The sequence below is a fragment of the Rhizomicrobium sp. genome (assembly GCA_037200385.1).
In the GTDB taxonomy this organism is placed as follows: domain Bacteria; phylum Pseudomonadota; class Alphaproteobacteria; order Micropepsales; family Micropepsaceae; genus Rhizomicrobium.
Map to the genome: position 1 here is coordinate 4,014,061 of JBBCGL010000001.1, position 21,205 is coordinate 4,035,265.

Sequence of the window (21,205 nt, forward strand, 5' to 3'; positions counted from 1 at the left end):
GGCCCGTCTCAGGCTCTGATCTGCGCCTGCAATTCGATCGCTTCTCGAACGTCCGGCCGATCGAAGCCTTCGGAAAACTTCTCAAGAACGACGCTCAGCAGGCCGTCCGCCTCGCGCAGCCGGGCCTGTCGCGCGAACAGACGCGACAAGTCGGTCGCCGCGCGAAGCTCCCAGAAGAGCGCGCCTTGCCGGCGGGACAATGCGAGCGACTCTTCGAGCACCGCCTGGACGTCGGCGACCGGCCTCGCCCGTCCGATCATCGCATTCGCCTTGATCCGCAGATATTCGGGATCGACCCATGTTCCGCCGCCGTCACGCGACGTCTGCAGGCCCATGTCCGCGGTTTCCTCGGCATCATCGAATCTTCCGACTCGAAATTGCGATTCGGCGAGCGCCGCGACGAAGAAAGGTTTGGTCGGCATGATGTTGTTGAGCGATTTGCCGAGCCTTTCGACCGAGGACTCGATGAGCTTCAGGCCGTCGTCGACGCGGCCTTGCCGCGACAGGAACGCCCCTTCATGGAGCGTGCATAGATCGCGCCGCATCGGATTGTCGCCGATGATGTCCTGCGTATAGGAGACGAACTGCTCCGCTGTCTCGAAGTCGCCGATCGCAATGGCCACGGCGCAGGAAACCTGGATGAGCGCATAGACGAGCGAGGGCTCGTGGCGAATTTCGAGCGCTTCCTCGACCGCGGCGCGGGCGAAAAACAGCGCCTGGTCGAGCTTTCCGACGATCCAAAGCGCGCGGGCCTTTCCTGTCATCCGAACGACCGTGGGATCGAAGATGAATCTCTCGCGCGTCACGACGGAAAGCTCGCGGGGGGCTACGTGAAGCGCCAAGGTCTCCAGCGCCGCTCCCGAGTCGCCGCAGGACTGCTGGGTGTTGGACAGCATCGTGCTGGCGATGTCCGCCGCACCGGCATCGCCGGCTTCGATCGCCTCCTCCAGCATCTGCCGCGCGTGAATATGGGAAAGATCCATGCGCTCCGAAAAGGCGTATCCGACATGAATTCCAAACAGCGCGTTCAGCTTCAGCGGCCTGTCGTCGATGCGCTTGGCCAGATCGAGCAGGTGTCCCCATGTCCTTACCAGCCTCGGACCGTCTCCCGTCGAAAACATGATGACGGACCCAAGCGCGGCGTAGACGCCGGTAACGCTCCGCATCGGTGTCGTGTCGTCGATGTGCTCCAGCGCGATTTCGAGCGTGTTGGTGCACTCCATTTCCAGCCCGAGCAGGAGCATCAGTGGCGTGCTCACGACGGCGAGCGAGATGCCGAGCGCAATATCGTTCCCATCGGAAAATGCCCAGGCGATCGATTGGCGAAGGTCGTCCAGTTGGCTGGCATAGGCGATGCGTCCGCTGGTGCGCGAGGCCACGTCGCGCGCAACGATGGCCTTGTCGCAATGCCGCGCCAGGATACGCGACAACGTATTGTATTCGCCCGACGCTCTCAGCTTCTCCCGCGCATAGGCGCGAACGGATTCGAGCAGGCGGTATTTCGCCTCGGAGTTGCGGACATGCACGGTGACGAGCGACTTCGCCACCAGGGACAGCAGGTGCGTATACACCGCGTTCTGGCTCATGCCCCCGAGCGCGCAGACGGCCGTCGCGTCGGCGTAGCTCATCTCGCCGCTGAAGATCGAGACGCGCGCCAGGACGGTCCTCTCGTCCGGCGAGAGCGCCTCGAAGCTCCAGTCGATCATGGCTCGGAGCGTCTGGTGGCGGGGAAGCGCGGTGCGCTGGCCATGAATGAGAACGGAGAATCTGTCGTTCAACCGGATGGCAAGCTCGCGCACGCCGAAAGCCTCGACCGCGGCGGCCGCGAGTTCAAGCGGCAGCGGCAGCCCGTCGAGCCGGCGGCAAATGTCTGCGACGGCGCGCATTTCCTCGTCGTCCGGCGCGAAGCGCGCGACGTTCGCGGTGGCGCGCGCGACAAACAACTGCACCGAGGGGAAGGCCGAGATCTCCTGGCGGGTCTTTTCACTACCCGGAACGTCGAGGGGTACCATCCGGTGCAGATACTCGCCGGGGATGCGCAGAGGCTCGCGACTGGTTGCGATGATGGAGACGTTGAGCGCGGCCCGTAGCACCGCCTCCGCCATCCGCGCAGCCGTATCGACCAGGTGCTCGCAATTGTCGATCACCAGGAGCATTTGCTTGTCGCGCAGGAATTCCACGATATCCAAAGTGGGGTCCTGCGCCGCGATCTGCACGCCCAGAAGCGACGCCAGCGTCACGGGCACCAGTTTGAGGTCGGTCAGCGGCGCGAGATCGACATAAACCGTGCCGTCCGCATAACGATCCGTCAGCCGGCGCGCGACGGCGGTGGCGACCGTCGTCTTGCCGATGCCGCCGATACCGGTGATCGTCATGAGCCGCTGCAGCGGATGGAGCCCGACCAGCTCCTCTATGAACCGATCGCGGCCCAGGATGGGAAGTTCGCGCGGCGGGAGGTTGTGGAAGGTGTTTCGAGAGGCGTTCGCATGGGCGGATGTCTCGTGCCGGATCGAGACCGGCGCTACGAATCTGTATCCCATTCCTGCTTCATTGACGATAAAGCGGCGGCCCGATCGTCCGTCACCCAACTCTCGTCTGAGGCCGGCGATGTGGTATCGCAGGCTGCCGTCTCCCACGAGCGTATCGGGCCAGACCTGCGCGAGAAGGGTTTCCTTCTTCACCAGGTCGCCCGGCCGCTCCAGCAGAACCTGGAGAATGGCAATGGCGCGGGCGCCCAGGGGCAGCGGGACGCCTTGTTCGATGAGCAGCCGGCGCCCCGGCAAGAATTCGAATTGTTCGAATGAAATGATCTTGTCGGGGAGAGCAGCCACAGGGTTGCCCCAAGGAACGGTTTGTACCGCTATCATCATAGCGGTCTTTGGCCGAAATCGCGAAGCGGCGGCTATCAGCGCCATTCTTCGATCCGACGCACGACGAATCCGTGACCGACCTCGCGCGAGGCAGCCGGGTTTCCGCCCGAAGTGCAACCATGTCGTGCATCGGCGGTATGACCGCTGGATCGATCCAAATGCGAGACGAATGTCCAAGCGCGGGTGGCGCCACATCCTTAGGTTCGCGATCGGGCATAGGGACTTGCCCTCAAAGCGCGGACCCGTTCGACCTCCCCCACGCGAGCGGGTCCGCGCATGTCGCGTCGAAGGCTGGTGCTATGGCGGAACTCGTTTCGGACAAGCAGGTGAATGCGATCCTCCATGCCGCCAACGACGATTCCGATTCGTCCTTCGCGCTGCGCGAGGCCCATCACCGCATGGCGAACACGCTCGCGCTGCTCGCCGGCGCCTTGCGGCGCGATCTGTCCGCCGTCACCGACCCGGACGTCCGGGCGATCCTTCGCGGGCATGAGCGCCGCATCGTCGGTTTCGGCAATCTGCATCGCCATTTTTCGACGGCTCCCGGCATGGGGGTGATCGCCGTAGAGAACTATGTCCGGCCGCTCTGCGAGGGGCTGGTCGATGCCATGCTCGCCCCGCTCGGCGTCCGCTGCGAAGCGTTCATCGGTGAGGGCGCCCTGCCCAGCGCAAAATGCGAGTCGGTCGGATTGATGATCGCGGAGCTGGTCACCAACGCCGCGAAACACGCATTCCCCGGCGCCGCCGGCGGCAAGGTGCGCATCGATCTTTTCGAACGCATGGAAGTCTGGCACTGCATCGTGTCCGACGACGGCGTGGGGTTCTCCGGCGGCACGGCGGGGACCGGATCGCGGATACTCGACATGCTCGTGCGCGCCTTGAGCGGCCGGATCGAAATCCGCTCGAGCCCATCGGGCACGGTGGTCGCGGTCAACTTTCCGCAGTGACGAACTTCCGTGCCGGCGTGCCGCCGCGGTACCGGAATCGTGCAAAAGCCGCGCCGATTGTCCCAGAGCGACGCTGCCGGCGCGAGCATGATGACGGCGTTGGCCACGGCGTTCGGGCTGATGCTCACGCCCGTATTCCGTTGGACCGTAGGGGCCTGCAGCACGCCGGCAGACGATCGCAGACGACCGTTGCGATGGTCCGGCGCTGAATTCCTGAGGGGGTGATTGTGGCTCCGACAACGATGGCGTTCGGCTCGTTTCGTCTGTCGCCGCAGGAACGCGCCTTGCGCAAAGACGGCGAGCTGGTGCGCATCGGCGCGCGCGCGCTGGAGATCCTGATCGTCCTGGCGGAGGGCGCCGGCCAGATCGTCTCCAGGCGCGATCTGATCTTGCGTGTCTGGCCGAACATGACGGTCGAAGAGGGCGCCTTGCGCGTCCACATCGCCGGGCTGCGTCGCGTTCTGGGCGACGACGTTCGCTACATCGAGAATGTGCCGGGCCGCGGCTACTGCCTGGTGGCGCCGGTCACCTGGGATCACGCCGAATCCGGCGCAGCGGGCCGACGCGCGCCGTATGGCGGCGCCGTTCACAATCTCCCGTCGCGGCTGTCTCGATTGATTGGCCGCGAGGAGATCGTTTCGCATCTCACCGAATCCGCGCGTGCGAACCGCCTCGTGACCGTGACGGGTACCGGCGGCATCGGAAAGACGAGCGTGGCACTCGCGGCCGCCACCAGGCTGTTGGACGATTTCGATCGCATCTGCTTCGTCGATCTGAGTCTTGCCGACGACCCGGAGAAGGCATCGCGCGTCCTGGCGACGTCATTGGGAAGCCCGGATATGACGGCGGACGTACTGCCTGGCGTGCAGGAACTCCTTCGCGACCGCAGAACGCTGCTCATCTTCGACAGCTGTGAGCATGTCCTCGACGAAGCCTCGCGGCTTGCGGGAGCGATCCTCGGCCGGGTCGCCGATGTGCACATCCTGTGCACGAGTCGCGAGCGGCTGGGATTGGACGACGAGCAGATCGAGAAACTGGCGCCGCTCGATATGCCGGATGGTGGCGCACGCATCTCGGCCGACGAAGCCTTGAAATCGCCCGCGGTGCAGCTCTTCGTCGAGCGCGCCGAAGCCAGCGGCGCAGCCTTTCGCTTGGAAGATGCCGATGCACCCTATGTCGCCGATATCTGCCGCCAGTTGGACGGCATTCCGTTGGCGCTGGAATTGGCGGCAGCATGGGTCGGAGCGGTGCCCCCGAAAACGCTTGCGCAACAATTGGACGGGCATCTGCTGTTGGAGGCAAGTGCCCAGCGGACGGCGCAGGCGCGACACCGCACGCTGCAAGCGATGCTCGACTGGAGCCATCGGCGTCTGGACGCCGGGCAGCAGGTGCTGTTTCGCAGGCTCGCGGTATTCAGGCGCGAGTTTGCCTTGGATGCCGCCATCGCCGTTGCGGCGCATGACGGACTCGACGCGACATCCGTCACGGAATGTCTCCAGGAGCTGGCGGCGAAGTCCCTTGTCGAAATCGGCCATCGCGGCGGAGAGATATATTACCGCCTGCTGGCCGTCCCCCGTGCCTTCGGCCTGGAACGGTTGGGGAAGCTGCCGGAACACCACCCGACGCGCCGCCGGCACGCCCAACTCGTGCTGGGGTGGCTCGAGGGCTGCGAAGCGGACTGGATCGGCCAGCCGCGCGCGGTCTGGGTCGAGCGCTACGCGCGGATCGTGGACGATGTCCGCGCCGTGCTCGATTGGGCGATTTCGTCGGGCCTGGATCTCGAGCTTGCCACCGACGTCACCTGGAATTCGGCAGCCGTCTGGTTTCGCCTTTCGTTGTTGTACGAAGGCAGGAAATACGCCGAGGCGATGTTGGAAGCGCTGACGCGGACAAGGCTCCCGGACGCGCGCCGGGAGATGAAGCTCAAGGCGACGCTCGGCGTCGTGCAGAGCTATTCGGGGATCCACGACATGCCGCTCTGGGACCGGATCGAGTCGCTCGCGACGGCGCTCGGCGACAACGAACATCTCATGTTGACGCTCTGGGGCCAGTGGCAGTGTCTTCTGTTCAAGGGCCAACCGCAGAAGCTTCTTGCGCTCGCCGAGCGGTTCAAGGCGCTCGCCGCGACCGAACAGCCCGTGGCGCACAGAATCGCAGCCGAACGCATGCTGAGCATTGCCCATTATCAGCTCGGCAACCTGCAAGAATCGCGTGAGCGGATGGAGCAGCTGCTTGCCTATCACGTTACGCCCGTCCAGCAGACGGGTGTCATCCGGTTCCAGTTGGATCAGGTCGTCTCGGGGCGCACGCTGCTGGCGCTGGTGCTTTGGCTCCAGGGCTTCCCCGAGCAGGCGCTGCAGCACGCCGTTGAAGGCGTGAAAGCGGCCGAGGCGACGGAGCACGGCATAACGATGGGCTGGGCACTGCTTGAAGGGTTGGCGCAGACGGCGATCCTGGTGGGCGACCTCGCAGCGGCGGAGGGCGCCATCGCCCGGATGTCGGCATTCTCCGCCAATGTCCACAGCCCCATGCGGCAAGGCGAGGTAGGGCTCGTCCGCGGCATCATCGCGGGCGAACGCAAGAGCTTCCGGGACGTCGCCGAAGCCCTGCGCGCCGTGAAGCGGGAATACCGGATCTATTTCATTGCGAAATTCTCGACGATCGCCGGCCGTGTCCCGGCGGCGCTGGGCGCGACCGGAGACATCGCGGGCGGAATGGAGATCGTCGACGGGGCGCTCACGATCCTGGGCGCAAATCCCACCGAGGTGGTTCTTCCGGAGCTGCGGCGGGTCAAGGCCGAATTGATCCTGGCCTCGGGCCGTCCGGGCGCGCAGGAGGAGGCCGAGGCGCTGTTTCAGGCCGCCATGGCGCAGGCGTCCGCGCAGGCAACGCTCGGGTGGCAGGCCAGGACTGCCGTCAGCTTCGCAAGGCTGCGATTGGGCCAGGGCCGCCCGTCCGACGCCGTCGGCATCCTGCAGCCCATTGCCGACAAAATCACCGAGGGATTCGACACGCCGGATTTCCAGGCATGTTTTGCGCTGCTGGAAACGCTCGGCGTGAGCCATCCGCGCGCCGCGCTGCGGTCTCCGGCTCGCCCAGGGTGAAACCGAGCGAACATTACAGGGTCCGGCTTTGGGCACAAAACGCCGCCTAACGACACTTAACGCGCGAAGGCCGGGCGCCCGGTCCAATATCTCCAGGCAATCCATTGGTTTGCCGGCATGCCCGAACCAGCCCAGTTCCACGCCCCATCAGGCTCGAAGGTCCACCTGACCCGCACGCGAGGTTCGGGCATTCTCGCCGTCATCGATTTGCCCCCGGTCGCTCCAGCGTCGCGTGGAACGCACGGCTGTGACGACGCCTATCTCCTGACGGTCGGGCTTCGGGGCGACGATCCCGAGGCGGACAACAATGGCGAGCTGGCTTTCTTCGATCTGCGAAGCGGTCGCGCCCCTGCGGCGCCGGATTTGCACCGCTCGCTTCAATTCTACCTGCCGCGTGCGGCGCTTTCGGCGGCTTCGCAGAGGGAGGGTGGCGCCTGCATCAACGAACTGGCGGGTCCGGATCGGACAGACCCGGTCCTGAGCCATCTCGGATCGACGGCCATGAAGCACCTCGACGACCGTGCCGCCGCGGGAAGGGAGATCATTCTGGATGATATCCTTCACGCGGTCTGTGCCCATGTCGCGAAGCGCTACGGCAAATCGAAGGCCGAGCGGCGCCCGGTCGCCGGTGCGCTGGCCGATTGGCAGTTGCGCACCGTCAAGAACCTGATGCTGTCGCGCATGGAGTCCAAGCCTTCGCTGGCACTCCTCTCGAAGGCGTGTGGCCTGTCGAATAGTCATTTCACGCGGGCGTTCCGCAAGTCGACCGGACAATCGCCGCATCGCTGGCTCATGGTCGCGCGCGTCGAGCGGGCAAAGGAATTCCTGTGCGCCCGCTCGCTTCCGCTCGCGGAGATCGCGCTCCGTTGCGGCTTTGCCGATCAGGGTCATTTCTGCCGCGTGTTTTTGCGTTTCGCGGGCGTCAGTCCCGGCGCATGGAGCGAGCAGTGACATGACGGACGAAGCATCGGCCCTGCTCGATTTCCGGATTGTCGCGGCACTGGTTCAATCCGGCTGCCCGGACTCGGACGAAGCGTTGCGCGCCGTTCGCATCCGTTGCGATGGCGCGGACCGCGAAGTCCGCTGGCATGGCGTCGACGCGGACTGCGCCGAGCTCTACCTGCGGAACACGCCTGCCTTGGAGTCGATACGCGACGGACGGACACAGACCGCGCGTCCGCGGCAGGCGCTCGAGAGCGCGATGGAAGACCTGCGCGTGCCGGTCGTCTGGCGCGTCACCCATCCCATGGACCGCATCGATTTTCGCATTCCCTCGGCCGGCTTGCGCCGCTGGGCGGAGGATGCCGGCCTTCGCACGCGTCCGGTCCTGCAATTCGCGCCGGGTGAGTCGCTGGCTGACGATACGATCCGGAATTTCGGCTTGGCGATGCTGCCGGCGCTGGAATCGCCGGCGGAAGCCTCGACGCTGTTCGTGGACAGTATCCTGCACGCGGTCTGCACCCATCTCGCGGTGGCGTATGGCGGCGCGGTCCCCAAGGCCGTTCGACGCGGCGGCCTGGCGCCCTGGCAGGAACGGCGCGCCAAGGAGCGGATTTCCGCCGGTCTTAGCTGCGGGGTGTCGTTGCAGGAGATCGCCGATGAATGCGGAATCTCCGTCGCGCATTTTTCGAGGGCTTTCCGCGAGACCACGGGATTGGCGCCCTATCAGTGGCTTCAGCGCCGGCGCATCGACAGCGCGAAGGCCTTGCTGGCTGTCCGAAGCATCCCGATTCACGACATCGCGACACGCTGCGGGTTCACCGATCAAAGCCATTTCACGCGCGTATTTTCGAAGTGTGCGGGCACGACGCCGGCAGCCTGGCGCCGAACGGCGCTCGGCGATCCGGCGATGCGGCACGCCGGAGAGGAGGCCGTGTGTCCGTAAGCGACGGCAAACACACGGAGGGGACGGCGGACGCGCCACGGGACGATCCGCGCGCGTTGTCGCGTCGGTTCGTGCTGCAGGCCGGCGGCACGGGCGCGTTGCTCCTGGGGTTCGAATTGTCGGGCGCAGCCGGCGCCGCGACCGGCGCAAAAGCCTTTGCGCCCAACGCTTATATTCGTATCGCGCCCGACGACATGGTGACTTTGGTGATGCCGTCGGTCGAGATGGGGCAAGGCACCTACACGTCGGTCCCGATGATCCTGGCGGAAGAGCTCGACATTCCGCTGACGCGCGTGCAGCTCGAAGCCGCGCCGCCCGACCAGAAATACTACGGCAATCCCATATACGGCATCCAAATGACGGGCGGTTCGACGACGATCCGCGGCTGGTGGATGCCGTTGCGCAAGGCCGGCGCCAGCGCCCGCGCCATGCTGGTCGGCGCGGCAGCCGCGATGTGGCGCGTCGATCCGGCGAGCTGCCGTACCGCCGATGGAACGGTTTTCCACGATCCGACCAAGCGTTCGGCGACATATGGCTCGCTTGCAGCCCATGCCGCGCTGATCCCGCCGCCGGTCAATCCGAAGCTCAAGGATCCGAAAACCTTCAAGCTGGTGGGCCGTTCGCTGAAGCGGCTCGATACGCCGGCCAAGGTGAACGGCACGGCCGTCTATGGCATCGACGCCATGCCGCCCGGCGTCAAATTCGCGACGCTTGCGTCCAGCCCGGTATTCGGCGGCCGGGTTGCGCATGTCGATGATCGGGCGGCACGCGCGGTACAGGGCGTCCGCCAAATCATCGTGCTCGACGATCTGGTCGCGGTCGTCGGCGACCACACGTGGGCGGCGAAGTTGGGCCTCGAGGCGCTGGTGGTCGAATGGGACGGTGCGCATGGCAACCTTTCGCAAGCCGACATCTGGCGCGGCTTGGGAGAGGCCGCCGGCCGCGAAGGCGTCGTGGCGCAGAAGACCGGTGATGCGATCGGGCAATTGCGCAGTGGAACGGTGATCGAAGGCGACTACGAGCTGCCTTTCCTGGCGCACGCCGCCATGGAGCCGATGAACTGCACCGTACACCTGCGCAAGGACGCTTGCGAAATCTGGGTCGGCACCCAGGCGATGGGAAAGGCACAGGCCATCGCGGTCAAGGAGAGCGGCCTGCGTGCCGAGCAGATCGTCATCCACAATCACCTGATCGGCGGCGGCTTCGGCCGGCGGCTGGAAGTCGACGGCATCGGCAAGGCCGTCCGCATCGCCCGGCATGTCGACGGGCCGGTCAAGGTCGTGTGGTCGCGCGAGGAGGATATCCAGCAGGAGATGTACCGGCCGGTCTATCACGACCGCATGTCGGCAAAGCTCGAAGGCGGCCGCATAACGGCCTGGCGTCATCGCGTGGTCGGTCCGGCGATCCTGGCGCGCTATCTCCCGCCGGCCTTCGTCAAAGGCGTCGATCTGGATGGCGTCGACGGCGCAGTCGATCAACCTTACGACTTTCCGCATCTGCAGGTCGAGTTCACCCGGCACGAGCTGGCGCCGGTGCCGACCAGTTTCTGGCGCGGCGTCGGGCCGAACAGCAACATCTTCTCGGCGGAATGCTTCATCGACAAGCTGGCGCGGCAACACGGAATCGATCCGCTCGTCCTGCGGCAGCGGATGCTGGCGAAGAACCGCCGCGCCCTCGCGGCGCTTGATCATGCCGCGGCGAAGGCGGAATGGACGACCCTGCCCCGCGCCGTTCCCGGCGGCGGGCGGTTCGGTCGCGGCATCGCGATGCTGTCGGCGTTCGGCAGCTATCTCGCGGCGGTCGCCGACGTCGCGGTGACCGATGACGGGGAGGTCCGGCTCAAACGCATCGTCTGCGCCGTCGATTGCGGCACGATCGTCAATCCCGATGGCGTCTTGGCGCAGGTGCAGGGCGGCATGATCTTCGGCCTCAGCGCCATACTCCACGGACAGATCACGATCGAGAAAGGCCGCGTGCAGCAGGGCAACTTCAACGACTATCGCGTGCTGCGGATAGACGAGATTCCGAAGATCGAGGTGTACCTCATGCCCAGTGAGGAGGCGCCTGGCGGCATCGGCGAGCCGGGCACGGTCGTCGTGCAGCCGGCCGTTGCCAATGCCGTCTATGCGGCCACCGGCAAGCAACTCACCCGCATGCCCATCGACCCGAAGGAAATCGCAATCACGAGGTCCCCATGAGCCCACTGTTCTCGCCCCTAAAGCTGCGCGGCCTCACGCTGCCCAACAGGATCGTGGTGGCGCCGATGTGCCAATACTCCGCCAAGAACGGCGCGATGAACGAGTGGCATCTGGTCCATCTGGGCGGCCTCTCCTTCTCCGGCGCCGGCATGCTGTGCATCGAGGGGACGGCGGTGGTGCCCGAGGGGCGCATAACACCCGGCGACCTCGGCCTGTGGGACGATGAGACCGAGGATTCCTTCCGCCCGGCGCTCGCCGCCATTCGCAAGCATTCCGGGATCGCCGTGACACTGCAGCTTGCCCATGCCGGGCGCAAAGGCTCGTGCCGCGTGCCATGGGAGGGCGGACAGCAATTGCCGCTCTCGTCGGGAGGATGGACCACGCCGGCGCCGTCCGCGGTTCCGCACAAGGACGGAGAGAGGGCCCCGGCGGCGCTCGACGCCGACGGCATGCGCCGCGTCCGTCTGGCATTTGCCGAGGCCGCGCAGCGTGCCGAACGTCTCGGCATCGACGCAATTGAGATCCACGGCGCACATGGCTATCTCATCCATGAGTTCCTCTCGCCCATCGCCAACCGCCGCAACGACGACTATGGCGGATCGCTGGAGAACCGCATGCGCTTTCCGCTCGAGATATTCGAAACGGTGCGTGCAGCGTTCCCGCCCGCCAAGCCCATCGGCGTGAAAGTCTCGACCAGCGACTGGATGGAAGGCGGCTGGGACCTCGTGCAATCCGTCGAATATGCCAAGGCGCTGAAGGCGCGGGGCGTGGATTGGGTCACGGCCTCGTCCGCCGGCATCTCGCCGCTTCAGAAGATCGTCGAAGGCCCCGGCTACCAGACGCCGTTTTCGGAAGGCATCAAGGTGGGCGCGAATGTCGAAACCATCGCGATCGGGCTCATCACCGGCGCGCGCCAGGCCGAAGAGATCATCGCCAGCGGCAAGGCCGATCTCGTCGCGCTGGCGCGGGCCATGCTCTACGACCCGCGCTGGGCCTGGCATGCCGCGGCGGAGCTCGGCGGCACGGTGCAGGCTCCGCCGCAGTATTGGCGCGCCCGGCCCCACGGCCAGAGCGGTCTGTTCGGCGAAGGCGTTTCCGGTTCCCGTTAGCGTGTCGGAACGTTAAAGGGCAGCGGCTTCGTCCAATCCGCGTGCCGTATCCCGTGTAGACTGGTCGACAGCTGAGCCTGCAACAGGAATTTGGCGATGACGACTCCCGACGCGGCAAAGGCCGGCACGTTCAGAATCGGCGGCACGGTCGCCGTGAACCGGCTCGGTTTCGGCGCCATGCGCATCACCGGCGATGGCTTCTGGGGCGAGCCCGCGGATCCCGACGAATGCCTGCGGATGCTCCGGCACCTGCCGGAACTCGGCGTGAACTTCGTCGATACGGCCAATTCCTATGGACCGGGCGTCTCGGAGCGGCTGATCCGCGAGGCGCTGCACCCTTACAAGGGCATGCTCATCGCGACCAAGGCCGGCTTGACGCGGCCGGGCCCGAACAATTGGGTGCCCAATGGCCGTCCCGACTATCTGATCGCAGAAGCCAAGAGCAGCGCGCGCCGCCTGGGCGTGGAGCAGATTGCGCTCTGGCAGCTCCATCGTATCGATCCCAAGGTGCCCGCAGCCGAGCAGTTCGGTGCGATCAAGGCGCTGCTCGACAGCGGCCTCATCCGTCACGCGGGCCTGAGCGAGGTTTCGGTCGCGCAAATCCAGGCGGCGTCGCGCGTGTTCGATGTCGCCACGGTTCAGAACCGCTATAATCTGGTCGATCGCAGCAGCGAAGCGGTGCTCGACTATTGTGAGGCGAACGGTATTGGGTTCATACCGTGGTTCCCGCTCGCGGCCGGCGATCTCGCCCGGCCCGGCTCGCTGCTCAACAAGATTGCCAAGACGCGCGGCGCGACGCCGGGACAGATCGCGCTTGCATGGCTGCTGAAGCGCAGCCCTGTGATCCTGCCGATTCCGGGCACCTCCCGGGTCTCCCATCTGGAGGACAACGTTGCGGCTGCTGGCGTGGCGCTCTCCGACGATGAATTCGCCGATCTGAATGCCGCTGCGCGGGCGCTTAGCTAACCGACGCGGTCCAAGTTGGAATCGTACCAAAGGCGGTCGGGCGATCCGATAACAGGTCCCCGGGACATGGGAGAAGAGAGTCCCGTTCCAACAGGAGAGCAAAATGCCTGCAAGCATCGCCGCCGTGGCGGCCGTTACGATCGTTCTGGTTCATGGCGCCTTCGCCGACGGGTCGGGTTGGCGCGGCGTGACGAAGCGTCTCGAGACCGACGGCTATTCCGTCGTCGCCCCGGCCAACACGCTGCGCAGCGTCGGCTCGGACGCCGACGTCGTTGCCGGCCTCCTGAAGACGATCAAGGGACCGGTCGTCCTGGTCGGCCATTCCTATGGCGGCATGGTCATCACGAACGCGGCCAGGGGCATCGCGAATGTGAAGGCACTGGTCTATGTCGATGCCTTCGCGCCTGACAAGGGCGAGAGCGCGGCGGCGCTGGGCGCGAAGTTTCCCGGCGGCATCGGTGCCGATTCGTTGGCGCCGGCGCCGCTGACCTCCGGCGTTGACCTCTATATCCGTGCCGACCGCTTCCACGCGGTGTTCGCCGCCGATGTCGATCCGGCCGAAGCCAAGTTCATGGCGGAAACGCAGCGGGCGATCACCCAGGCGGCTTTCATCGAACCGTCGGGCGAACCTGCCTGGAAGACGATCCCGAGCTGGTTCGTCTATGGCTCGGGTGATCTTTGCATTGCGCCCGCCTTGCACGCCTTCTTCGCGGAGCGCGCGCATGCACGCGAGGTGAAGGTCATCACCGGCGCGTCGCACGTTGCGATGATCAGCCATCCCGACGAAGTCGCGGAAGTGATCGAACGCGCCGCGGCGGCACAATAGGCAACCGCTCGGAGGAGTGATCTCATGTCGATAGGCCGGAACATCGAGCTGCCGGAAGCTCTCAAGACCATCCGCACGCGGCTGCTCTTTGTCGTACGCCCGGACGTCAAGGCGACCGTCGTGGTCGGCGCGACGCCCGAGGCGTTTCGGCGGGTCGGCATCGTGCAGGGCGGCACGTTCGAAGGCGACCGCCTGTCGGGCGAGGTCTTGGACGGCGGCAACGACTGGCAGACGATACGCGACGACGGTGCGACGACGCTGGACGTTCGCCTGGTGCTCAGAACAACCGACGGGGTGCTCATCGCGATGACCTATCAAGGCATCCGCCATGGACCGCCCGAGCTGATGGCCAGGGTCGACAAGGGCGAGCCGGTGGATCCCGCACAATACTATTTCCGGATCAATCCGCGCTTCGAGACGGCATCGCCGGAATATGGCTGGCTCAACCGGGTTTTCGCGATCGGCGCCGGCTACCGCCTGCCGAACGGTCCGGTCTACAGCGTCTTTGAAGTTCTTTGAGCGATGACCGCGGCCGCGCCGTCGATGAGCGCCGAGAGCATCGTTCGCCTGCAATGGCTGCTGGGCACGGCCTGCGCGGCCCTGATTGCCAACCTTTACTACGCCCAGCCTTTGACCGGTCTGATAGGCGGAGCCATCGGCATTCCACCGCAGAGTGTCGGTCTTCTGGTCACGCTGCCGCTCGCCGGCTACGGCGCCGGCATGCTGATGCTGGTGCCGCTGGCGGATCTGTTCGAGAATCGCCGCCTCGTCCTGGCGCTGGTTGCGGGCGAAGCGGTCTGTGTCCTGCTGCTCGCGCTTCTTTCGCGACCCGAACTTTTTCTCGGCGCGGCCTTCGCCACCGGCGTTCTGGCCTCCGCCGTCCAGGTGCTCGTGCCCTATGTCACCTATGTCACTCCCGAGGCAATGCGCGGCCAGGCGGTCGGCAAGGTGGTGAGCGGCGTCATGCTGGGAATCATGCTCGCACGACCGCTGTCGAGTTTCGTCTCCGATATGTGGTCGTGGCGGGCGATTTTCTGGATTTCGGCAGGGCTTCTGACAGTGCTTTTCGCCGCGCTATGGCTCGCCTTGCCGAACCGTCAACCCGCCGCGGATGTCCGCTATGGCAACTTGCTGATCTCCATGGGCCGCATCTTCGCGACGACGCCCATTCTGCGCCGCCGCGCCTTCTACCACGCCCTCATGTTCGGCGCTTTCAGCGTGTTCTGGACCGCCGTGCCGCTCTGGCTGACTGGTCCGCAATTCAACCTGTCGCAGCGCGGGGTCGCTCTGGTGGCATTGGCCGGCGTCGCGGGGGCGGTGGCGCCGCCGCTGGCCGGCCGCATGGCGGACAACGGCTTCACGCGGAGCGGCACGATCGCGGCAATGCTGCTGGCGGCCGGTGCCGTCCTGGCGACCCTGCTGGTTCGCGGAGGATCACTCGCCGACGTCGTGGTTGTTGCGCTCTGCGCGATCGTTCTCGACTTCGCGGTGTCCGCGAACCTCGTATTCGGACAGCGCGCGATCTACGCGCTCGCGCCCGATCAGCGCAGCAGGGTCAACAGCCTCTTCATGACGACCTTTTTTGTCGGGGGCGCGATCGCGTCCGCGTTGAGCGGCTGGATGTATTTTCGGTTCGGCTGGCCGGGCATTGTCGCGCTCGGCGGCGCGCTGCCGCTGTTCGGACTTCTGTATCTGAGTACCGAGCGGCAATGACGCGCCGGCACGCACGTTCAACGCAATGGAGAGGGCTATGAAGGGAACGTTGGAGCAGAGCAACAAGGCACGCGCGCTCGAGGCGTTCGACGCACTGTTCAACAGGCGCGATTTCGAAGCCGCCGAGAAGTCCTGGTCGCCGGACTACGTTCAGCACAGCGCGCATGTTCCACAGGGCCGCGAGGGCCTGTTCAATCTGGTCAAGAGCTTGCCGCCGTCGGCAAGGTACGAACCGGGCCTGGTGATGGCGGACGGCGACATGGTGATGATGCACGGACGTTTCTCGGGGCGCGGATCGTCCCCGAACTGGATCGCCGTGGACATCGTCCGCATGGTGGACGGCGTCCTGGTCGAGCATTGGGATGTGATCCAGGACGAGGCCTCCCGCGCCGCCTCGAAGAGCGGTCTTCCCATGTTCGGCGCGTCTTTTCCCGGTGAAAGCTGAGCGGCCTCGTGGCCGGCCGAACCGGCTCTCAGAAACGCAACGCGCCTGTGGGGGCCGCCGATGACTGCCGACGGCATCGCTCGCCAGGGACCTGTCCCGACGCCGGACGTGGCATGGAATGCCGCGCTGTCGGGGGCCGCCGGCATCGAAGAGGCGCGCGTCCTCCTGCATAAGCAGGCTCGTCTTGTCGATCTGCAGATTGCCGACCTGGAACGCGAGGACAGGCTCCGCCACCGCTCGCTGCGCATCCATCATGTCGGCGATTTGCTGAAGCTGACCTGCGCCCATCATTTCGAAGATCGCCTGCAGGGAAGGCGCGGCATTGTTCATCCGGCACCTCGCAAGTCCGGTGTCGTAGCACCGTCAAAGATGGTCAAACATGCTTGGCAGAAACGGGCACGCTCCAGAATCGGGGAAAAGGGAGCGGGAATTTAGGCCCGGCGGCCTTGGACGCAAGGGCGTTTTCTGCGAATCGCACAGATTCTTGGGGGCGCCCCGCGGGCTTTGCCCGCGGCCAGGCTCTCGTGAACCGAGCCTGCCAGCAGTCTCGGCCCTTCGGGCTTCGATCCTTGGCGCAAGGGGTTCGGCCATCGGCCTGCGGGCCGATGACGTCGTTTGTGGGCAATTCCCCGTCGCGGTAGTGGGCGGCGCTCCCTTCTAGGCCTGCCGCGGCGGCGCGCAACCCTTCGCTGCGCTTCGGGTGCTCCGCTTCGCTCCGCTCCTGACGGATGCGCGCCGCCTCTGACGGCAGGCCTCTCCGGTCGAAGACGCCGCCCACCCCCGCTTTGGGGGAATTGCGGGCGGGAGGTCTGAGCCGGAGGCAACAGATGAGCCAGCATTCCCAGCAGCCGAACAACGGCGCACCCCGCGCCAATCTCTACCAAGACGTCACCGACGCCATCGCCCGCGAACTGGAAAAAGGCGCAGTGCCATGGGTGAAACCGTGGACAGCCAATACCGCGCCGCTCGGCATGCCGCGCAGTGCCGCGAGCCGCAAATTTTATTCCGGCATCAATGTGCTGATCCTCTGGGATGCGGTGCTGACACGCGGCTACGCCGCGCAGGAGTGGCTGACTTTTCGCCAAGCCTTGAACCTCGGCGGGCATGTGCGCCGGGGCGAGAAGGGCACCACCATCTGCCACGCCGACAATTTTGTCCCGAAGGCTGAACGCGAACGCGTTGCCGAAACGGGCGAGGCGGCGAATGTCGTGCCGTTCCTCAAGCGGTTTGTCGTGTTCAATATCGAACAGTGCGATGGTCTCCCATCGCACATCGTGGCGAAGCCCAAGCCCGTTCCGCCGTCCGAGTTGAACGCCGGAGCGGATGCGCTTATCGCTGCCACGAGCGCGCGATTTGTCGAAGGCGGCGGCGACGCTTTCTACCATCAGGGCGAAGATTTTATCCGCCTGCCGTTTCGCGAGACGTTCCTTACGCCCGCCGACTACTATTGCACCGCCCTGCATGAGCTTGGGCACTGGACGGCGCATCCCACACGGCTCCATCGCGACCTGAAACACCGCTTCGGCTCATCGGCCTATGCGCGCGAAGAACTCATTGCCGAACTCACCAGTGCGTTCCTGTGCGCGCATCTGACCATCGTCCCGCAAATCCGCCATGCGGGGTATCTGTGTCACTGGCTGCAAATCCTCAAAGAGGATTCCCGCGCGATCTTTCATGCCGCCAGCCAAGCCAGCAAAGCGAGCGAGTTCATCCTCGCCTTCATGCATAGGAACGACAACGAAATTCCTGCCACGGGCGTGGCCGGATAGGTGCCCTCGCACCGCCCGGCTTCGCCCGCCCGATCTCGAAACCGACGGACGAAGCCGGTCCATCTCCAGAAGAAGGACAGAGCATCATGCAACTGCAGCACATCGAGTTCAGCAAGCTGAAAATCAGCAAGACCAATATGCGCTACCGCGATCCCGCGCCGGATGTCTCCGACATCCTGCCGTCGATCCTGACCAAGGGCGTGTTGCAACCCCTCATCGTGCGGCCCGAGGACGGCAAATTTGGCGTTGTCGCGGGTCGGCGGCGCTGGTTCTCGCTCAAGGCCAAGCGCGAGAAGCTGGGCGAGGTGGACGCCCCGCCTTGCGCCATCATGGAGGACGGCGACGACGCCGAAGCGATTGAACTGTCGCTTCTGGAGAATGTCGCCCGCCGCGATCCCGATCCCATGCGCGAATACGAAACTTTCGTGCGCCTGATCAAGGAAGGCCGCACCGTGGATGGCATCGCCGCCACGTTCGGCCTGACCAAGACACAGGTGAACCAGCGTCTGGCGCTCGGCAATTTGCTTCCCAAAATCCGGGATGCCTATCGCGCCGAGGACATTGATGACGAGACCGTGCGTCACTTGACCATGGCGTCCCCGACGCAGCAGCGGAAATGGCTGCGGCTCTACAACGATCCGCACCAACATGCCCCGCGCGGCTGGCAGTTGAAGCAATGGTTGTTCGGAGGCCAGCAGATCGCCACGTCCCATGCGCTGTTCAAGCTGGCCGACTACACGGGCCAGATCGTGGAGGATTTGTTCGGGGAGGACAGCTTCTTTGCTGATGCGGATTTGTTCTGGGCGTTGCAGAACCGCGCCATCGCGGACAAGCGCGAGGCGCTGCTCAAATCTGGTTGGAGCGAAGTCGTGATCCTCGAAGTCGGTTCACGCTTCGCCCAATACGAACATGTGAAGGTGCCCAAGAAGAAGGGCGGCAAGGTGTTCATCGCCGTCAGCCATGACGGTGCCGTCGAAATCTTCGACGGCTGGCTGAGCCAGAAGGAGGCGAAGAAGCTCGCAAAACAGGCCGAGGGCGACAGCAACAAGCGCGAGAAGAAGGAGGGCGCGCCGAACGGTGGTGCCGTGATCACCCAAGCATTGCAGAACTATCTGGACTTGCATCGCCATGTCGTGGTCCGGCTGGCTTTGATCGCCCATCCAAGCGTGGCGTTTCGCTTGGCAGTGGCGCATATGGCCGCGTCGGCGGGCAATTGGAGCGTCAAACCCGATCCGCAGACGACCCGCAATCCGGCTATCCGCGCCACCATCGAGGCCAGCGCAGCCCAAGCCGCGTTCGCGGGCGAGGAACGCGCTGTCACTGCGTTGCTGGGTTGGCAGGAAGGCGACGACGAAGAGGTCTTCGTCCGCCGCGAAACCTGCGATGTGTTCGGCGCGTTGGTCGGCTTGTCCGATGCGGACGTGATGCGCGTGGCCGCGTTCTTCATGGCGCGCTCGCTGCAATCGGGCAGCGATGTGGTGGAGGATGTGGGTGCGCGGCTTGCCGTGGACGCACGCACGCATTGGCAACCCGATGATGTGTTCTTCGAACTCATCCGCGACCGCGCTACGGTCAATGCGCTTCTCACCGAAATCGCCGGTGACGCGGTTGCCAAGGCCAATGTCGCGGAGAAGGCCAAGACCCAGAAGCAGATCGTGCGGGATTACCTGACCGGCACCAATGGCCGCGCGAAAGTGGAAGGTTGGCTGCCGCGCTGGATGCAGTTCGGCAGCGTCACCCATGAGAACGATGTGGGCATGGACGCCATGCCCATCGCCGCAGAATAGCAACGCGACGACAGACGGGGCGGCGTCCGCGCCGCCCCGTCTTCGTTCAGGCCGCTTCCAGCGGTTCGTCCAAGTCCCACGCAAAGAGTGTATCGTCGCTCTGCGCCAAGGGCGTGTCGAGCCGCATCCGCAAGGATCGGCCGGGCGCTTCATGCAGCGTGTCCATCGCCAGGGCGGGCATCGCCGCGATATGCGTTTGGATCGCCTCGGGATCGCCGAAGAAGCCCACCAGACGGAAGTTCTGGTTCCATTCCATGGACCATGCCCACACCAGACTGGTCTCGGTTTCGCGGCGTATCCACACCTTGTAGAAGCCGTCCGCCGTGACGAACATCAGGCGGCCTGCCCAGGTCTTGGTGTGCGTTTCGAACCAGCGCAGTTGCGGATTGCCCCAGTCGGGACGTCGGATCGCCAGCAGCGGGAAATGCTCACCCACCCACCAATGGCCGCGCGCCTCTGCGGGCTGGTAGGTCAGCCAATAGAAGAATCCCATTAATTGCGCGCGCGCCAGCGCGAACAGACGAGCCTCATCCACCTGCGGCGGCGCATGCATCGTGAACGTCATGCTGACGGATGGTCCCATCGTTCCCTTGATGATGAGGGGCGGATCGCCGGCGGCGACCGGCTTGCGCGTTCGCCGGCTGATCGCCTTGTTCGCCTTGCGCTGCACGGCCTCGCGCAGCCGCGCATCGTCGACCGCGAAGCGGCCATGCGCATCCGGATGCATCGAAATCACCGAGATATCGTCTTCGAGATCGGACTTGGCGCCATTGCACGGCGCACAGGCCCTGAGCAGGAGATTGGGCATGCCGTGCAGCGTGCCGTTGGGCACAAATCTGCGGCCGACCACATGTTCCTTGGTGAAGGGCAGATCGTCCGAGAAGGGCCGTCCGCAATAGGGACAGGTCGCGTTCTTGAGCTGGATGACTTTGTTGATGGGATGCGCGGTCATCCCATCGCGGTGCGATGTGGTCATGGACAGTGTCCGGTTTGCGATCATAGGCGTGCGATGCGAATGACATCGTCACGCGGCGTCACGCACGAAACGTGACGGCACTGGTTCTGCCACAATTCCATGCGCTGTCAAGAATCCGCGCGTGCCCATTCCTGATTCGGCGTTGCGGCGGCGGTTTCAGTGCCCGAGTACGTCTGAAACGATGGCGCCGGGGGCCAACATCTCGGGCCAGTGCGCAGGTAGGGCCTCCAAAGAGCCGAACCCGAACACGCCGAAGAAGGCCCCGCCGATCTCGCAGGAGAGCTTGTTCTAGCCCGGGTCACCGCCCGGACCCAAGATCGCGAACGGTCTTTGCGGTGTCCGTCGGCGCAGCCGGATTGGCATATCGAGTGCGTGAGGGCCGTATGCGCTGGCGACATTCGCCGTGGGTCCGACCCTTTCTATCCCGCGCAGCCTGTCGGCACCGGAAAACTGCGATAGGCCGCGTCACCACCTCGGATTTCCGCAGCAATGGACGCGTTATTGATACCGCTCGTTCGACGCCCAACGTTGCCTTCTGCCGCAACAAACCGGAGCGCATTGTGATCGTCTCCGGATCGCGGGACCATCTTCTCCCTTAGCTGTGGCGCAA

The 21,205-nt window shown here is 65.1% G+C and carries 16 protein-coding genes; 14 read left to right on the plus strand and 2 right to left on the minus strand.

Annotated elements, in window-relative coordinates; translation table 11 throughout:
• Window positions 1–8: 8 nt before the first annotated feature.
• On the minus strand, window positions 9–3,065 hold the full coding sequence (locus WDM91_19270) for a winged helix-turn-helix domain-containing protein (protein MEI9996748.1): 3,057 nt from the start codon (window positions 3,063–3,065) through the stop codon (window positions 9–11).
• 104 nt (window positions 3,066–3,169) lie between these two features.
• On the opposite strand from WDM91_19270, the gene WDM91_19275 reads away from it, so the two are divergent.
• The 14 genes from WDM91_19275 to WDM91_19340 all read left to right on the plus strand — a co-directional run bounded on the left by WDM91_19275 (window position 3,170) and on the right by WDM91_19340 (window position 19,619).
• The gene (locus tag WDM91_19275) at window positions 3,170–3,817 is read left to right on the plus strand and encodes a sensor histidine kinase (protein MEI9996749.1); all 648 of its coding nucleotides are present in this window, start codon (window positions 3,170–3,172) and stop codon (window positions 3,815–3,817) included.
• Window positions 3,818–4,059: 242 nt separating this feature from the next.
• Window positions 4,060–6,921, plus strand: a complete 2,862-nt coding sequence (locus WDM91_19280; protein ID MEI9996750.1) for a winged helix-turn-helix domain-containing protein — start codon at window positions 4,060–4,062, stop codon at window positions 6,919–6,921.
• Between the two features lie 117 nt (window positions 6,922–7,038).
• Window positions 7,039–7,872 (plus strand): AraC family transcriptional regulator, encoded by an 834-nt coding sequence (locus tag WDM91_19285; GenBank protein MEI9996751.1) that lies wholly within the window; start codon window positions 7,039–7,041, stop codon window positions 7,870–7,872.
• A 1-nt stretch (window position 7,873) separates the two neighbouring features.
• The gene (locus WDM91_19290) at window positions 7,874–8,806 is read left to right on the plus strand and encodes an AraC family transcriptional regulator (GenBank protein ID MEI9996752.1); all 933 of its coding nucleotides are present in this window, start codon (window positions 7,874–7,876) and stop codon (window positions 8,804–8,806) included.
• The gene (locus WDM91_19295; GenBank protein ID MEI9996753.1) at window positions 8,797–11,004 is read left to right on the plus strand and encodes a molybdopterin cofactor-binding domain-containing protein; all 2,208 of its coding nucleotides are present in this window, start codon (window positions 8,797–8,799) and stop codon (window positions 11,002–11,004) included. Before WDM91_19290 ends, WDM91_19295 begins: the two co-directional genes overlap by 10 nt.
• Window positions 11,001–12,113 (plus strand): NADH:flavin oxidoreductase/NADH oxidase, encoded by a 1,113-nt coding sequence (locus tag WDM91_19300; GenBank protein MEI9996754.1) that lies wholly within the window; start codon window positions 11,001–11,003, stop codon window positions 12,111–12,113. The genes WDM91_19295 and WDM91_19300 overlap by 4 nt, the downstream gene beginning before the upstream one ends.
• A gap of 96 nt (window positions 12,114–12,209) precedes the next feature.
• Window positions 12,210–13,079: an aldo/keto reductase gene (locus WDM91_19305; GenBank protein ID MEI9996755.1), complete on the plus strand. Its 870-nt coding sequence runs from the start codon at window positions 12,210–12,212 to the stop codon at window positions 13,077–13,079.
• A gap of 103 nt (window positions 13,080–13,182) precedes the next feature.
• Window positions 13,183–13,905, plus strand: a complete 723-nt coding sequence (locus WDM91_19310) for an alpha/beta hydrolase (protein ID MEI9996756.1) — start codon at window positions 13,183–13,185, stop codon at window positions 13,903–13,905.
• Between the two features lie 24 nt (window positions 13,906–13,929).
• Window positions 13,930–14,424 (plus strand): DUF3237 domain-containing protein, encoded by a 495-nt coding sequence (locus WDM91_19315; GenBank protein MEI9996757.1) that lies wholly within the window; start codon window positions 13,930–13,932, stop codon window positions 14,422–14,424.
• Between the two features lie 3 nt (window positions 14,425–14,427).
• Window positions 14,428–15,618, plus strand: a complete 1,191-nt coding sequence (locus WDM91_19320; GenBank protein ID MEI9996758.1) for an MFS transporter — start codon at window positions 14,428–14,430, stop codon at window positions 15,616–15,618.
• A 37-nt stretch (window positions 15,619–15,655) separates the two neighbouring features.
• Window positions 15,656–16,063: a nuclear transport factor 2 family protein gene (locus WDM91_19325; protein MEI9996759.1), complete on the plus strand. Its 408-nt coding sequence runs from the start codon at window positions 15,656–15,658 to the stop codon at window positions 16,061–16,063.
• 60 nt (window positions 16,064–16,123) lie between these two features.
• Window positions 16,124–16,498: a hypothetical protein gene (locus WDM91_19330; protein MEI9996760.1), complete on the plus strand. Its 375-nt coding sequence runs from the start codon at window positions 16,124–16,126 to the stop codon at window positions 16,496–16,498.
• A gap of 392 nt (window positions 16,499–16,890) precedes the next feature.
• Window positions 16,891–17,832, plus strand: coding sequence for a zincin-like metallopeptidase domain-containing protein (locus WDM91_19335; GenBank protein MEI9996761.1), 942 nt, complete (start codon window positions 16,891–16,893; stop codon window positions 17,830–17,832).
• Window positions 17,833–17,918: 86 nt separating this feature from the next.
• Window positions 17,919–19,619: a ParB/RepB/Spo0J family partition protein gene (locus WDM91_19340; protein ID MEI9996762.1), complete on the plus strand. Its 1,701-nt coding sequence runs from the start codon at window positions 17,919–17,921 to the stop codon at window positions 19,617–19,619.
• A gap of 46 nt (window positions 19,620–19,665) precedes the next feature.
• Here WDM91_19340 and WDM91_19345 read toward each other — a convergent pair whose 3' ends face one another.
• Window positions 19,666–20,595 (minus strand): hypothetical protein, encoded by a 930-nt coding sequence (locus tag WDM91_19345; protein ID MEI9996763.1) that lies wholly within the window; start codon window positions 20,593–20,595, stop codon window positions 19,666–19,668.
• Window positions 20,596–21,205 lie beyond the last annotated feature (610 nt).

What these genes read in the sequence shown, in the direction of transcription:
- WDM91_19270 (MEI9996748.1), bottom strand. Translation starts at nt 3,065, where the DNA reads ATGTGGCGCCACCCGCGCTTGGACATTCGTCTCGCATTTGGATCGATC.
- WDM91_19275 (MEI9996749.1), top strand. Translation starts at nt 3,170, where the DNA reads ATGGCGGAACTCGTTTCGGACAAGCAGGTGAATGCGATCCTCCATGCC.
- WDM91_19280 (MEI9996750.1), top strand. Translation starts at nt 4,060, where the DNA reads ATGGCGTTCGGCTCGTTTCGTCTGTCGCCGCAGGAACGCGCCTTGCGC.
- WDM91_19285 (MEI9996751.1), top strand. Translation starts at nt 7,039, where the DNA reads ATGCCCGAACCAGCCCAGTTCCACGCCCCATCAGGCTCGAAGGTCCAC.
- WDM91_19290 (MEI9996752.1), top strand. Translation starts at nt 7,874, where the DNA reads ATGACGGACGAAGCATCGGCCCTGCTCGATTTCCGGATTGTCGCGGCA.
- WDM91_19300 (MEI9996754.1), top strand. Translation starts at nt 11,001, where the DNA reads ATGAGCCCACTGTTCTCGCCCCTAAAGCTGCGCGGCCTCACGCTGCCC.
- WDM91_19305 (MEI9996755.1), top strand. Translation starts at nt 12,210, where the DNA reads ATGACGACTCCCGACGCGGCAAAGGCCGGCACGTTCAGAATCGGCGGC.
- WDM91_19310 (MEI9996756.1), top strand. Translation starts at nt 13,183, where the DNA reads ATGCCTGCAAGCATCGCCGCCGTGGCGGCCGTTACGATCGTTCTGGTT.
- WDM91_19315 (MEI9996757.1), top strand. Translation starts at nt 13,930, where the DNA reads ATGTCGATAGGCCGGAACATCGAGCTGCCGGAAGCTCTCAAGACCATC.
- WDM91_19320 (MEI9996758.1), top strand. Translation starts at nt 14,428, where the DNA reads ATGACCGCGGCCGCGCCGTCGATGAGCGCCGAGAGCATCGTTCGCCTG.
- WDM91_19325 (MEI9996759.1), top strand. Translation starts at nt 15,656, where the DNA reads ATGAAGGGAACGTTGGAGCAGAGCAACAAGGCACGCGCGCTCGAGGCG.
- WDM91_19330 (MEI9996760.1), top strand. Translation starts at nt 16,124, where the DNA reads ATGACTGCCGACGGCATCGCTCGCCAGGGACCTGTCCCGACGCCGGAC.
- WDM91_19335 (MEI9996761.1), top strand. Translation starts at nt 16,891, where the DNA reads ATGAGCCAGCATTCCCAGCAGCCGAACAACGGCGCACCCCGCGCCAAT.
- WDM91_19340 (MEI9996762.1), top strand. Translation starts at nt 17,919, where the DNA reads ATGCAACTGCAGCACATCGAGTTCAGCAAGCTGAAAATCAGCAAGACC.
- WDM91_19345 (MEI9996763.1), bottom strand. Translation starts at nt 20,595, where the DNA reads ATGACCACATCGCACCGCGATGGGATGACCGCGCATCCCATCAACAAA.